General features: G+C 41.9%; 15 protein-coding genes and 1 tRNA gene. 2 read left to right on the top strand and 14 right to left on the bottom strand.

The genetic code is table 11. The features are described 5' to 3' along the window. Positions 1-93 precede the first annotated feature (93 nt). Positions 94-864 carry an SDR family oxidoreductase gene (locus tag P0G38_RS06000; RefSeq protein ID WP_275854451.1) on the top strand — a complete coding sequence of 257 codons (771 nt, stop codon included), beginning with the start codon at positions 94-96 and terminating at the stop codon, positions 862-864. A gap of 99 nt (positions 865-963) precedes the next feature. On the opposite strand, the gene P0G38_RS05995 is transcribed toward P0G38_RS06000, so the two are convergent. The 5 genes from P0G38_RS05995 to P0G38_RS05975 form a co-directional block, all read right to left on the bottom strand. After that, entirely contained in the window at positions 964-1596 is a 633-nt protein-coding gene (locus P0G38_RS05995) for a YfbR-like 5'-deoxynucleotidase (RefSeq protein WP_074536758.1), read from the bottom strand. A 110-nt stretch (positions 1597-1706) separates the two neighbouring features. Next, positions 1707-1907: a cold-shock protein gene (locus P0G38_RS05990; RefSeq protein WP_003126918.1), complete on the bottom strand. Its 201-nt coding sequence runs from the start codon at positions 1905-1907 to the stop codon at positions 1707-1709. A 278-nt stretch (positions 1908-2185) separates the two neighbouring features. After that, positions 2186-3310, bottom strand: a complete 1125-nt coding sequence (locus P0G38_RS05985) for a baeRF6 domain-containing protein (protein ID WP_005229492.1) — start codon at positions 3308-3310, stop codon at positions 2186-2188. 107 nt (positions 3311-3417) lie between these two features. Beyond that, positions 3418-4113, bottom strand: coding sequence for a ThuA domain-containing protein (locus P0G38_RS05980; protein WP_218212680.1), 696 nt, complete (start codon positions 4111-4113; stop codon positions 3418-3420). 96 nt (positions 4114-4209) lie between these two features. Beyond that, on the bottom strand, positions 4210-5142 hold the full coding sequence (locus tag P0G38_RS05975) for a DUF7916 family protein (RefSeq protein ID WP_275854437.1): 933 nt from the start codon (positions 5140-5142) through the stop codon (positions 4210-4212). A gap of 69 nt (positions 5143-5211) precedes the next feature. Between P0G38_RS05975 and P0G38_RS05970 the strand changes: the two genes are divergently transcribed. Then, positions 5212-5283: transfer RNA gene (locus P0G38_RS05970), tRNA-Arg, on the top strand. A 76-nt stretch (positions 5284-5359) separates the two neighbouring features. On the opposite strand, the gene P0G38_RS05965 is transcribed toward P0G38_RS05970, so the two are convergent. The 9 genes from P0G38_RS05965 to P0G38_RS05925 all read right to left on the bottom strand — a co-directional run bounded on the left by P0G38_RS05965 (position 5360) and on the right by P0G38_RS05925 (position 13932). Next, positions 5360-6541, bottom strand: a complete 1182-nt coding sequence (locus tag P0G38_RS05965) for a GNAT family N-acetyltransferase (RefSeq protein WP_275854433.1) — start codon at positions 6539-6541, stop codon at positions 5360-5362. A gap of 60 nt (positions 6542-6601) precedes the next feature. Then, positions 6602-7015 carry a DUF3284 domain-containing protein gene (locus P0G38_RS05960; protein ID WP_275854430.1) on the bottom strand — a complete coding sequence of 138 codons (414 nt, stop codon included), beginning with the start codon at positions 7013-7015 and terminating at the stop codon, positions 6602-6604. After that, positions 7015-7200, bottom strand: coding sequence for a DUF3188 domain-containing protein (locus P0G38_RS05955; protein WP_275854427.1), 186 nt, complete (start codon positions 7198-7200; stop codon positions 7015-7017). The genes P0G38_RS05960 and P0G38_RS05955 overlap by 1 nt, the downstream gene beginning before the upstream one ends. Positions 7201-7242: 42 nt before the next feature. Then, positions 7243-7464 carry a hypothetical protein gene (locus P0G38_RS05950; protein ID WP_081118753.1) on the bottom strand — a complete coding sequence of 74 codons (222 nt, stop codon included), beginning with the start codon at positions 7462-7464 and terminating at the stop codon, positions 7243-7245. Positions 7465-7551: 87 nt separating this feature from the next. Next, positions 7552-8967: a PTS sugar transporter subunit IIC gene (locus P0G38_RS05945; RefSeq protein ID WP_371179804.1), complete on the bottom strand. Its 1416-nt coding sequence runs from the start codon at positions 8965-8967 to the stop codon at positions 7552-7554. 102 nt (positions 8968-9069) lie between these two features. After that, on the bottom strand, positions 9070-9387 hold the full coding sequence (locus P0G38_RS05940) for a PTS lactose/cellobiose transporter subunit IIA (RefSeq protein ID WP_005229473.1): 318 nt from the start codon (positions 9385-9387) through the stop codon (positions 9070-9072). A 37-nt stretch (positions 9388-9424) separates the two neighbouring features. Then, positions 9425-9742 (bottom strand): PTS sugar transporter subunit IIB, encoded by a 318-nt coding sequence (locus P0G38_RS05935; protein ID WP_005229471.1) that lies wholly within the window; start codon positions 9740-9742, stop codon positions 9425-9427. 134 nt (positions 9743-9876) lie between these two features. After that, positions 9877-12591, bottom strand: coding sequence for a sigma-54-dependent transcriptional regulator (locus P0G38_RS05930; protein WP_010749333.1), 2715 nt, complete (start codon positions 12589-12591; stop codon positions 9877-9879). A 66-nt stretch (positions 12592-12657) separates the two neighbouring features. Then, entirely contained in the window at positions 12658-13932 is a 1275-nt protein-coding gene (locus tag P0G38_RS05925) for a DEAD/DEAH box helicase (RefSeq protein WP_074536764.1), read from the bottom strand. Between the last annotated feature and the right edge of the window lie 7 nt (positions 13933-13939).

Genomic DNA, 13939 nt, shown 5'->3' with positions numbered 1-13939 from the left:
TATCAGCTAAAGGAATTTGTCACTCGTCCCTGATCGCTTTTTTCGACAAAAAAAGGGATCTTTTTTATAATTTACTATAAGGAGGCGAAAAAAATGAATGATTTCAAAAACAAACGAGTGATTGTAACCGGGGCTGCTTCAGGGATTGGAAAAGCGGTGGCAGAACAATTTCTAGCGCAGGGCGCACTTGTTGGCTTGATTGATCGCAACGAGGAGGAGCTGCAGGAGTTTCTTGCTGACTATGACGCACAAACCCACTATCGTGCCGTTGACGTCACCGAAGCAGAGAAGCTGCAAGAAGCGATGAGTGAACTTGTGGAAGAACTAGGCGGTCTCGATGTGCTCCACGTCAATGCCGGCATCAACGGTACTTGGACACCGATCGAAGAATTGACGGTGGCAGAGTGGGACCAGACGATCAACACAAATTTACGCAGTACTTTTATTACCGTCAAAGCGGCGATCCCATTTATGAAAGCAAACGGCGGCAGCATTGTCATTACGAGTTCGGTCAATGGAAACCGCATCTTCAGCAATTTTGGTGCGACTGCTTACAGTACATCTAAGGCAGGTCAAGTCGCCTTTACAAAAATGGCTGCGCTGGAACTTTCTGGTTATAATATTCGGGTCAATGCTATCTGCCCTGGGGCGATCGCAACGAATATCGATGCCAGCACAGAAATTGAAGAAGAGGTTGCTCGCGTTGAGATCCCCGTCAAATATCCAGATCGTTCTCGACCATTAAAACAAGAAACAGGCGTGCCAGAACAAGTCGCCAACCTTGTGCTTTTTCTATCTTCAGAGGCTGCGGGCAATATTTCTGGAACGGAAGTCTATATTGATGGAGCGGAATCTTTGCTTTAATACAACAAAAAAACGAAAAATCAAACCTGATCCCCTCACTTGTTTCAAGTAAAACCTGTGAGATGGATCATTTCTTGATTTTTCGTTTTTTCTTTTTGTTTATTTTTCCACCAAAGCTGCGATTTCTTCTAGAAAAGCAGTCTTGCCATAAAAATCTGCATTCAATAACTCGGGAAAAATGGCTTCAAAGAAATAGGTCACACATGGACGATGCTGAAACGCTTTGACCGTCAAAACCGCTTCACGAAACATTTCTTTGAACACTTTGTCGGGGTTGCTTTTTGAGATCTCTTCAAAAGATTCATACAAAAGATCGATCTTATCCGCAATTGCCAAAAGTTGTCCTTCAAGCCTGTTGTCTTTGCCATCCGCCAAGCGTCTGCGATACGTCGTTTGAAAGCTTTGGGGGATTTCTTCTTCGATGAAGGCATCGGTCATTTTTTCTTCAACGGTTGATAACATCGCCCGCAATTCTTTGTTTGCATATTTGACTGGCGTTTTGATGTCGCCGATGAAACGTTCCGTGTAATCATGGTTCAAGGCTTTTTCATAAAGAATTTGCCAATTGACTTGATTTCCTGCTTGTTCTTCGATATCGGCTAAGGTCTGGGCAATCATGGTTACTCGAAACGAATGAGCGGCCACGCTGTGCTCGGTAAACTTAAAAAATCCAGGTGCGCGTTGGATTTTTTCTAAATTAGCCAATCCAAGAATAAATTCATTCAATCCCATCAGTCTGCCTCCTTTTTTTCTAAGAGTATAACAACTACTTTCTCCGCAAGCAAATATCACGCGCACAAAAAAAAAGAGCAGCTAAGCTGCTCTTAAAAGGCATTCACAAATTACGCTTTGTTAACGTTAGTCGCTTGAGGGCCACGTTGTCCGTCTTCGATATCGAAAGTCACTGCTTGACCTTCTTCTAAAGTTTTGAAGCCTTCGCCTTGGATAGCTGAGAAATGAACGAATACATCGTTACCGTTTTCTGCAGTGATGAATCCAAAACCTTTGTCTGAGTTAAACCATTTAACTGTACCTGTTTCCATAATAAAAATCCTCCTTGTGTTTATACACATATTTTGCAATTACTTGTATAAGGTGAAAATGTGGAAGATGTTTAAGATGAAACAAGCTACCATAATTTACCGTAACAAAAACTACACTTTGTATTATAGCACATTATCTTCTTTATGACTAATAGAAAATCAAAAAAAATGAAAACGCCTTTATTTTTTTATAATTCGCAAAAAGACTGCTGCACTAAAGATCTGCAACAGTCTTTTCTTTTTTGTAAACGATTTATTTACGAAGGACGCAACTGCGTTTAGTAGCGCAAAATCGCAGTCAAACTTTTTTCTCCTGGGGCATCTTTTTGTTCCAAAATAGATACCTCGCCGCCATTTTCTAAAACATCGATTGCCAGCGTATTTAACACTTGGCGACGATCGTATTCCGTGTCAGGATCTTCTCCAAACCCATCGGCGAGATTGGAAGTCGCTACAAACAGATTGGCGATCCTGCCTTCTTTAGCTGCAGGTACGATATCAACCAATTGGTCAATAAATTTCCGATCCAACAGCTTGCCGTATTCCCCAACTTCTTTTTGTGTCAACTCCGCAATCAGCTTTTGCGTACACGTTTGGATCTCTTTCAAAGATAACGATGCTGGTGAAGAGGAAATGCTTGGTTCTGCTTTGAAAAAGTTCGTTTTTGCCACTTTTTTAAACAGCGTTTGATTTTCTGGTAAAGCAAAAAGATACATTGGTAAATGCTCTTCGTTTGAAAAATCATTCTTAAAAAATGCATCAACTGCTTGGTAGTAGTTGACGTGATCGATCTCGACTTCTTCATCTTTGGCACTAAAGCCGTGATAAGCGACGCCTTCTCCCCCTGAGTTAGGGCCACCTTGGGCACTGTAATTAAAGTTGCCGCCGCCAGTGATTTCTTCCCCCAGCGCTTTTTCGATCGTTGTCGGTGCCTCTTCTGGCAACTCGACTTCACGCACTTGATTGTTTTCAACTTGATAGACTTGCATTGAATCGCGATTCAACGCTAAGAGATAAAATGGATAATTAAATTGTGCGTTTTTGATGACAGCTAATACATACGGGGTTTCCCCTACATAATATTGATCATCCACACGAATACTTAACCGATGGACCAGTACATCTTCTGGTGTGATAATCACCGCCACACTCGTTGTACTGTTACGCCAAAATGATTGATCTGCAAGCAGTTCATCAATTTTCGTTTGAAAAAGATCCCAAGAATGTTCTGGGTATTTCTTTTCAAAGCGGCGCTTCGCATCTTTGGCAAAGTTCTTAAATTTGATTTGATCCTTTTCGACATTCTGGTGGCCGACATGCGTATTGAGCATGATCGTGACAAATGGTCCTTTGATTCCGTCAGATATTACCTGCGATAAAAAACTTTTTCCAAATTTTCCCATTCCACATTACCTCCTGCTTAATCAAATACAAATAAAGTGTACCATGCTTATTTTCTTCCATAAAGTAAAACGATTGCACGCGTTTATTTCCTCATTCGTTTTTCTGATTACTCACTATACTGGCTATTTTTCAGCGGATCAGCCAAGGTATTTCTGGTGGCCCATAGAAAGCCTCGTTTGGTCCAAGTCTGAATGGTGGGCTCTTCTAGCTCTTTTAGACTGTGTCCAATGGATTGGAAAAAGACTCTGCCCTTGCCCCATTTTTTGATCCACATCATTGGCAGTATGACTTCTTGGTTAGCTGCATTCGGATGATCTTTAGCAGCAAATGTTGAGGTAGCTAACACAGTGACGGCTGGATCAACCAGACAATAGTATTGCTCCGTCGTCAACTGAGGGATCGATTGAGTATTTGCCGTAATATAGTGATCTGTCGTAAGATCGATGCTATAGGTCGTTTCCAATCCACCAGGATGTGCCAAAAAACAGCCGCCAGTCAGAAACAACCAGCCTTTACTGGCTTGAAAAGCCGAGGCAAAGCCGCCATGAACGCCTGCTAATCCTAACCCTTCTGCTACAGCCTGAGTGACATTTTGCAGCGGCTCATCAGGCAATTCTCCTCGCGTCCAATTCATGATCAACAGATCCAGCCTTTTTAATTCTTCTTTATGATAGAGAGGTTCAAAATCTGAGGCGAGGGTCACCTGATATCCTTCTGACTCCAGCAACGTTTGGTAAAACTGACTGGTTTCTTTTGGGGTGTGTCCTTCCCAACCTCCGTAAATGATCAATGCTTGTTTCATTTTGTGTTTCCTCCTTTCTTTCTAACTTAGCGAAAAAAATGCAAAAAGCGAAGCAGAACGATTCTCCGTTTTCCTTCGCTAGTAATTTTTTCTGATTTAACGGTTGATTGAACGTCCGACACGATTGATCGTATGGCGCATGCCTCTAATTGCAACCGATGTTTCGAAAATATTTTCGGTCGGTGCCATGCCGCCATAGCCGGCATCACCAATATGCTGCAGATCGACCCCACAAGTTTTGTTGATAATGGCTAATTGTCGCAACGTTTCTGGACGCGCGCTTTCTTGACTCGTTCCGATCGCTGACATCGTCAATAAGTCATATTGTTTGGCAATTTGAACAGCGTCGATCAGATCCTTTTCTAGAAAGCCTTGAATCGAGCCAACGGAAGGCAGTAACAAAATATCTGCTCCAGCTTCAGCGTAAGAAATGATGGCTTCTCGATCAACCACAGGTTCATCTGAGCCGGCACTGTGCATTTTTCCAGCGATGATCAACCCAGAGAAATGTTCTTTTGCCAATTTTACTGCTTTAGCGATTTCTCGGTTGGTCACACCCGTTCCAGGATTGCCTGTAAAGCAGAGAAAGTCCACCCCGAGTTCTTGGGCTTTTTTGATGGTGTCAACCGAACTTGTTCGGCCTTGACTGATGCTGATCTTTTCACTCATCATTTCCGTCGTAGCTGGGATCGGCTCAAGATTGATGCCGACAGGTCGTCCAATCAGTTGTTTTAGTTGAGGAATCGGATTTTTAATGGGCTGTGTAGGATCAAGCAGCTGCTCCAATGTGATACCAGGCATCCCAAAAATAGCTGGACGATAACAATCAAAGCCATTTAACAAAATCAAGTCAGCCCCAAAAGCTGCCGCGACTTCTGCGTTGGTGATGTCGCCAGCTTGCGGCATGGTTTGAACCACCGTTTCACAGACGATCACTCGTCCTTCGCTCGCTTTAATGGATTGTTTCAATTCTTGCGCCGACATTTCTTTGATTTCACTATAGTTTGCACTTATCAATCGTTTGACCATGTTTTTCTTCCTTTCTTTTCCTTCTCATCTTGCGAGAAACACGAATAACAGGTAAAATATAGCTATTGTGTTCCCTTAGTTAAATGGATATAACAAGTCCCTCCTAAGGATTAGTTGCTGGTTCGATTCCGGCAGGGAACGTTTTTTGAAGAAAAAGATTCCTTATTTTTAAGGAATCTTTTTTTGTTGGAAAGCAAATACCTCTGCCTCGATTTGCTTAGAAATAATCTTCCAGAATCGGCTTTCCGTCTGGTAAGTTTTCCTGAATCATCACTGCAGCTTCCTTCTCCGTTTCCATTTGCTGGAAAAAGACCAAGGAATCAAGGGATTGTGCCTGCAAAAACAGTTGCACAAAACGCTGAATTGACAAGGTTGCTTTTGGCAGCTGGGTGTCCGTCGTTTTCGTGACATGATGCTGAGCGTTTTCGATCGTCACTTCATAACACCCATTATTCCATGGGGCATATGCATCCCCTTGAATTTCTATGGCAAAACGACCAGCTTTTTTCAACGTAAATGGATAGCTTGTTAGAAACCCTTCCACATCGACGACTCGTGCCATCATGTCGGGGCGCACTTGGTAGTGAGCCAATGGTTTGGCTGCATTTACTTGCAGAACTTCCCCATCAAATCCTGGTCGATAATGGATCTGCGCTACTGAATCTGCATGGGAAACGATAAACCGATTGAATCCTTGATACGCGTCAGCGGTCAAATAGCCCCACTCTTGAATATCAAAGCGTCCTCCTTCAACAAAGTAGATCAAATACCCTTCAGGAACGCCCGCTTCATTGCGATAAATCGCAAACGTATACGGTCTGCGCAAAACAAACTTGATTTCTTCCCACCAGGGTTGGCGAATCAGCCCACCTTTTTGATGGCGAGGCAATTGATGATAAATCTCGTGAATGATCGGCTGTGCTTCCTCCCAATTCATGCGTTGAATCCTTCCGTTCACTTTCTTGCCATCGGGCCATTGATGCGCATCAACTTCATAAACGGTGCGTTCAAAAGTATATTCATACCCATATCTGCGATAAAACGCAAAGGAGAAAGGTGCTAGATAAGAAAGAACGATTTTTTGTTCATAGCAATCTTTAATGATTTGTTTCATGATCCGATCGATTCGACCTTGGCTGCGATACTCTGGATAAGAAGCCACAAAACCGATCCCTGCCATTGGATAGGTCGTTCCATGAAAATTCACATCAAAAATCGTTGCCATGATTTGGCTCGCTAGTTTTCCATCCTCGTCGTAGGAACCATAATTCCATGAATTCTCCGCAAGCTTGCGATAGCGCTTGATATTTGTTTCATTCAACTCCCACTGAAAGGCATAAGAAACCAATTCCAGTACTTCTTGCGAACCGAATTCGGTCATTTTTTTGACATCTGTCATTCCTTCATCTCCTCTACTTGAAAACACGCAAGAAACGCAAAAAAGGCGTCAGTCGACCCCTTAATATGCTTCTTCCATCATACTCAACATTTTTTTAAATTGCTTGCGTTTGAAATATCCTAGAATGGTGCCTAAGAGCATGTCATTCAATTGCTGCATGAAGCCATGTGATTTCATGGTTTCCGTATAAATGACTTTACTGCTCTTTTCATCAAGCGGCGCTACTTCATAGCGAGCGACAAATTCATTTTTCGTCGTTTCTGTTTTGAATTGATAAACTTGATTTTCAATGATTTCTTCGATCTCGATCTTCGCACGACTCATAGTAGAAAATTCCTTTACATATTGAAATCCTGCCAGTTGCTTTCTAGAAAGTGTTTTTCCAGTTGCTTTTCGTATGTCAAAGATAACAGAATCCATAATTTGATCGTAAAAGACATTTGCTGGAATCGATAAATCTTTTTCAATTCTCATTAAGACTTCCTCCTATCTGACTCTTCGGCTTTCTTCTTTCCTTTCATTAACAGAAGACTGCCAGAAATAAGCAAGAAAATACCTGTTGTAAAACTGAATATATCTAACTGCTGATTACTTGGATTCATACTGTATAGGACTACGAGTAGACCGATACTACATATAAACAAGCCGTTTTTTATCATTTTCAATCATCCTAACTATTCGTTGATCCACAGAGAACCTACTCAAACACTAACTGCTTGAAAGTATAAAACAGAACCCCAAGGCTGTGCTTTGATCAATTCTTTTGCTTTTTTTGCCGCCGCTTCTGAATCGGAAGCTGTCGTAGTAAAAATAAGTTTAATTCCTTGTTTTTCTTTAAATGTAAAAGACATTCCATCTTCGTTATATCCTTCAAGTAATTCTTTGATGGCATCTTGCTGCATTGCACTTGCTATTGAAATCATATTCTTTTCCTCCTAAATAATCAATAATAAAAGGAGGAACTGCTTTACTTCAAGCGAAGCCATAGCAGTCCCCCACAATCTACAGGTCTATTCGCCTAGTTTTGGATCAATTTTATTTGCTGAAATAACGAATGGTGCCCATATGAAGAATGTAACGACCATACATACCAACGTTACGATTGGGGCACGCCAGTCAGCTCCTGTTGCCAAGAATGATAGCAACATTGGTGGAACGACCCACGTTACTTGTTGTGAAACAGGTGCTACTAAACCAAAGTACGTTGCTAACCAACCGATTGAAGTGGCTACTAGCGGAGCAATAATGAACGGAATAAACATGATCGCATTCAATACGATTGGCAGACCGAACATTACCGGCTCATTAATATTAAACACACCAGGTCCGATTGACAATTTTGCAACAGTTAGATAATCCGCACGTTTTGATAGGATCAAAATAGCAATCAGCAATACAATTGTACCGCCTGAACCACCAAACCAAGCAAATGAGTCAAAGGATCCGCGTACCCACATATATGCCTTGCCATCTTCGATTGCGGCAAGAACCGCGTTTGTACCGGTTTGTCCTTCATATCCTTTTTGGAAAATATCGATATTGATCAACTGCGCTTGTCCCCAAATACCTTCTAAAACTGGAGCTAGTACGTTTGGACCATGGATTCCGAAGAACCAGAAAATTTGAACAAAAACAGTTACGATCAGTACTGCACCAAGCCCTTGAGACAAGCCTAGGAATGGTTCTGCAATATATTTTTGGACAAGATCAATAATTAATTGTCCATCAGTCAGTTTACCGACAATAAAGTTAATAATAGCAATGACATATAAGGCAATTGTTGCCGGCAAAATCGCAGCGAACGCTTTCGATACTGCTGGCGGTACTGAATCAGGCATTTTGATAGTGATATCAGCTAACATCAATTTACAGAAAATAATAACTGAAATAGCCCCCATGATCATTACGGTAAAATAAGCGTTTCCGTTTAGATGATCGAGTTTCAACCAACCCCATCCACCTGCTGTAATTGCATCTGCTGTTGCAGACCATCCGGAAGTTGCTGACCCAGCATTGATTTCATCCATCAAAGCTGTTGGAACAGCTGTCGCCACAGAAGTGCTGTATGAAAAAGCAATTCCTTGAATCAGTGTCGCTACTCCAACGATCCCACCTGCGAGATCATTCACTCGATAAGCACGAGCCAGATTATATCCCCAAGAAAAGGCAAATACTAAACCAGCAACAGCCAATGTACCATTCCATACGAAGCCATTGATACTAATAATTTCACGAATAACTGGAATGGTACTGGCATCATAACTCGGCCAAAATTGCGGTGGTAAGTCACGAATGATCGCGTTGATCATTACTGCGATCGAACCAGCCATAGTAGCAGGCATTGTTCCAATAAAGGCATCACGTAATGCAACTAAGTGCTTCTGGGCTCCAATTTTTGCAGCTACAGGGAGAATATACTTCTCCATCCAACTTGTTAATCCATCCATTCTTAATTCCTCCTATAAGTTCTATTCGTCAAAGAAGATTTTTTGATTCATCGACAATAACTACTTCTATCCGTTCAAAGATTATTCGTTATTTAGACGTCGATAGACATCAATGATTTCTTTCGCTAAATCGGTAAATGCGATTGACGTCATTAGGTGATCTTGTGAATGCACTGTCAACAATGTCACGGTCATATGATTGCCTTGCGCTTCTTGTGTCAATAATCCTGTTTGCGAATGATGCGCTTCCACAAGAGATGCTTCAGCATCTTTGATTTTTTGGTCAGCTAATTCGAAGTCCCCTTCTTTTGCTGCCGCGATTGCTTCCATTGCGTCACTTTTTGCATTACCACCATACATGATCAATCCCATAATGGCTTCCAAATTTTGCTCATCCATCTTTAAAAATCCTCCTTACACTTCGATCCTAAAAATCTTAGTTCATTAATGTTTCTGCTTGTTGCAATACTTTTTCGCCGTTCATCATGCCATAGTCTGCCATGTTGATCACGTCCAAAGGAATGCCTTTTGGTGCTAGTTTTTGTTCAAATTGTGATTTCATGAATCGTACTTGTGGGCCTAATAATAGAACATCGACTGGTTTCGACTCCAAATGTTGGTCGGCTTCTGAAGCTGAAACAGCAAAGATATCTGCTTCCATTCCTTTTGCTTCGGCTGCTTTTTGCATTTTCGTCACCAATAGACTGGTACTCATTCCTGCTGAACAAACAAGCATAATCGTTTTTTTCGCCATCGCGTATCCGCTCCTTTCTGTTGTAAGTTACACTTTACTATAAAGCAAAAAGCGTGCCAAAAAAAAATAAGTCCAGACCTTTATATATCAATGGTCTGAACCAATTTTTCTTTTGCACACTCACGGATTTATCATTACACACTAATATTGTGTGCGGATTCATCATAACTTTTTATTTCATTTTCTAAGAACATTTGTGTTAAATAGGCGATCTCATCTTCAGAGATTTTGATTTGATAGTTTTTCTCTATCTGCAATAAATGAGTTCGCAACACATCTGTTTCGATACGATAGCGTTTTTGGAAGGCCGCCAAATTGGGGAAGGTACGGGAATGTTCCTTCTTCAATAAACTTTCCACTAGAAAGGCTAAATGAATCACTAAGCCCGCATCAACGGTAGGTTCAACAATCACATGCAATTGATTTTGAATTTGATGAACGATTCGCTGCAGACTTTCGATCAGATGATAGACGGACCCCACATGCGTTAAGGTATTTTCTAATGAACGTACGATTTTTTCAATCGGCACTTCATCTGAAACGATCCGCTTCAGCACATTCAACCGATTGTCATCAAAGACATCATAGGCGGAAAAGAACGGGATATTTTGATAATCGATCTCGACGGTGCCCGCAATGGCTTTGATCTCATATTCTTCTAGCAAGCCATCAATATGTTTCTTGAAGGTTTCTTTTTCAATAAATTGCATTTGAATGATCTCGACTTTTGATTGATCGACGACGGGATAAATTCGTTGATAAAGTTTGGCAGCGACACCTTCTCCAGTAAAGCAAGTGACGATGACTGCTTTTTTATTCCCCTTCGCTTCGCGAACTGTGCGGAACTGTTCTTGCACGATGGTTTCAAAAGAACGCTGAATGTTTTGATAAATGTCTTCTAAACTTCGGCCACTTTCCGCCATTCGCAAAGCCTCTAAGACGATCATCGTACTGACCATCGAGATGGCTTTCGTACGAATCCCGGTCTCTTCAGAAATCAAATTCGCAAATGAATTGAGGGAACCCATATCAGTTAAAAGCAATAAGCCGTTGCTCATCTTTTCCTTATTGTCAGTGACATAGTTCAATAGCTGTTCATACATTTGACCGACTTCCATATCTAAAGACATATTCATCGCTTTGCCGTGGTCAGTTTCAAGCAGCTCTTGTGCCGTTTCCAACATACTGCTGGCAGTCGCCTTGCCGTGCATCAAGACAATGATCTCGACTTTTTCAAGGGGGAGCTGTGAGGGTTGTTTGACTTGAATCGCTAAAAACATACTGATAAAGCCGATCTCATCGAAGGGGATCTCGACATGGCGTTCTTCTTCGATGATGGTCGATAGATCCATTGCCACCTGGAACTCGGATTTCAAGTTTTTTCTGACTGTATTCAAATCTGGGTGAACGATCATATGTCCTTCCTTGACACGTTCCAGTGTACTTTGCAGATGCAGTGCAAAGGCAAAGCGGGCTTTTTCACTATAGGTTCGAGACAATCTTTGCCCAGCTAGATCATAAAGAACATTTGTCAGTTTCCAAATGTCTTCTGGAATCAGTTCTTTATGAACGGGATTTTGGATCAATTCTTCGACATACTTTTCAAAGTACGCATCGACATCTTTAGAGATCAAATTTTCTAGATCGACATTGGCTACGCCCGTTTCAATCAGTGAGCTGACTTTTTCTTCGATCTCATTATACACTTGCATATTCCGTTGTGGATCACGAGACCAGACGACATCTGGGTCGCCAGGTTCAAAACTTAGAAAGTCGCCTTTGCCATCTAAAAACCGATCCAAGCGTTCCGACATTTCTTTGATCTTCAACAAGCCTTTTTGAACTTGCAAGGAGCAGTCGCCTTTTCGTATCAGCAAGTGTTTTTTTCCATAGGTTCGATAATGCAAAAATGCTTTGGCACAGACGAGTTTAAGGTCGCGCTTGATTTGACCAATGTTGCCTTCTGCATCATAGAGCATAAAGGCCAATATCGCATCTCGTTCGACATCGATTCGTTGATTTAGACGGGTCGCCTCTTGCTTGATAAACAACGAAATGATTTCATACCGTTCATCTAAGGAACGACTTTCCACATTTGGCAAAGTAATAGCCATGGGAATTCGCCGATTGAAGGTCGTTAAAAAGGTTTCTGATGATTCCGTGGTGGCACCGATGATCTGCACGGCGGCTTCATGAACTTGATTACTTTCCCCTAATGGACGGTAGATCCCTTTATCAATGAAGGTAAAGAGCATTTCTTGGCCTTCTGGCGGCAGTCGATGGATCTCATCTAAGAACAGGATGCCGCCATCGGCTTTTGCCATAAGTCCTGGACTATCTTCTGCAGCACCTGTGTAGGCGCCTTTTTTGATGCCAAAGATGTGACCAAACAACAATTGCGGATTTTGTGCATAATCCGCACAGTTAAAGGATACGAATGGGGCATCTTTTTCTAACATATTTGATTCAACCGCAAAGTGATACATACATTCGGCAAATAAGGATTTACCGGTACCTGTCTCACCAAAAATAATGGTATGGAGTCCTCTAGGTGGATATAAGATCGCCGCTTTGGCTTGCTGGATACTTACTTTCAAGGAAGCTTGGACTCCAACCAGACTTTCAAAACTAACTTCAGAAGAAACATCCACATGGACCGTTTCTTCTAAAGGCTCATAAACAACCGGACGGCCGGAACGTTTGCCGATTTTCTTTTCTTTATAAAGCTCACTGAGATAACGGCTTGCATTGCTGCGATCGATTTGTAAGATTTTAGCGACATCAACTGCGGTCAACCCTTGCTTATGCAGTTCGATCGTTTGAAAAATCTCTTCTTTTCGCGAATTCATTCGATAGCCTCCTCATTTTTTTACACACTAATAATAAACAACGTTAATGGTAACACAAAAAGACGCTCAATGGCGTCTTTTTCCTTTGTCTTTTTGCTTTTTCGTCTTTTTCTTGCTCTTTTTAACAGGAGTGTGTAAATTTTCAGGCGTTTTCTTGGAAATTTTCTGCACACTTGTTGTTTTCGTTTCTTTCTTGCTTTCTTTTTCGATAACAGGTGCTTCTGTGTGTAACTGTCCCCCATGCAGATAGACTTCCTTGAGTTCTATAGACAACTGATTGGCGATTTTTTTCAAATCCTTCAACGAATGGTCTTGAACGATCGTGACGACAGTTCCTTCTTTGCCCATTCTCCCAACGCGTCCTGCGCGGTGTAAATAGGATTCTTTTTCTAGAGGGACTTCTGTATTGATCACGTAAGGCAGATCCACGACATCTAAGCCGCGAGAGGCGACATCGGTCGTCAAAAGTTCCACTAGTTTGCCTTGACGAAAGCTCTCTAATGCGCCTTTTCGTGCAAGTTTGTTTTGATCAGATGCCAGAGAGGCCACCGGCAAGCCATGAAACAATAGCTTTTCTTCCGCATTCCCCATTGTGCTTAATTCATTGAAGAAAACCAAGGCTTGAAAGTTTGGTAAATGAGCAAAGCGTCTTAAAGCATCCACGATTCGTCGTTGCGGATAGTTCAAATAGTAATGATGGATGACGCCTTTGCTCTGATCTTCTTGGGTAACATCAATGATCAGCGGCTCTTTTGACACGAATGGTCGAATCTCATCGATCACTTCGTTCGCGGTTGCTGAAAAGAAACTATGCTGGATTTGTTTTGGTAATGTTTGATTGATCTTGGCTGCCAGGGTGAAGGCACCCTCTTTCAATAATTGGTCAACCTCATCCAATACCAACGATTGCAGCTGCTGGGTCTTGATTTTTTTGGCTTTGATCAACTCTAACACACGGCCTGGGGTACCGATCAAGACCTCGGGTTTGTCTTTTAGTTTTTCCACTTGGCGTTTTGTACTTGCGCCGCCAATTAGCGGCAGAACGGTCAAACCAATGGCTTGGGCCCATTCCCGTGCTACTTCTGTGACTTGCATCGCTAATTCTTGTGAAGAAGTCAAAATCAACAGCTGGTTGCCTTGCTTTTTTTCAACCTTTGTTAACAATGGCAAAAGATACGCCAAAGTTTTACCTGAACCGGTCGGTGAGATTCCTATGACAGACGCGCCGTCTTTTAAAGGACCAAAGGTTTTTTCTTGGATCAAGGACGGTGCGTGATACCCAGCCGCTTGCCATTTTTCCTGCCAGACGTCTGGCAATTGTGTCAATTCAAATACTGTCATAAATGTT

Origin of the sequence: Enterococcus casseliflavus, assembly GCF_029215545.1 — a bacterium.
Lineage (GTDB): Bacteria > Bacillota > Bacilli > Lactobacillales > Enterococcaceae > Enterococcus_D > Enterococcus_D casseliflavus.
This window is presented reverse-complemented; position numbering and strand designations above follow the sequence as displayed.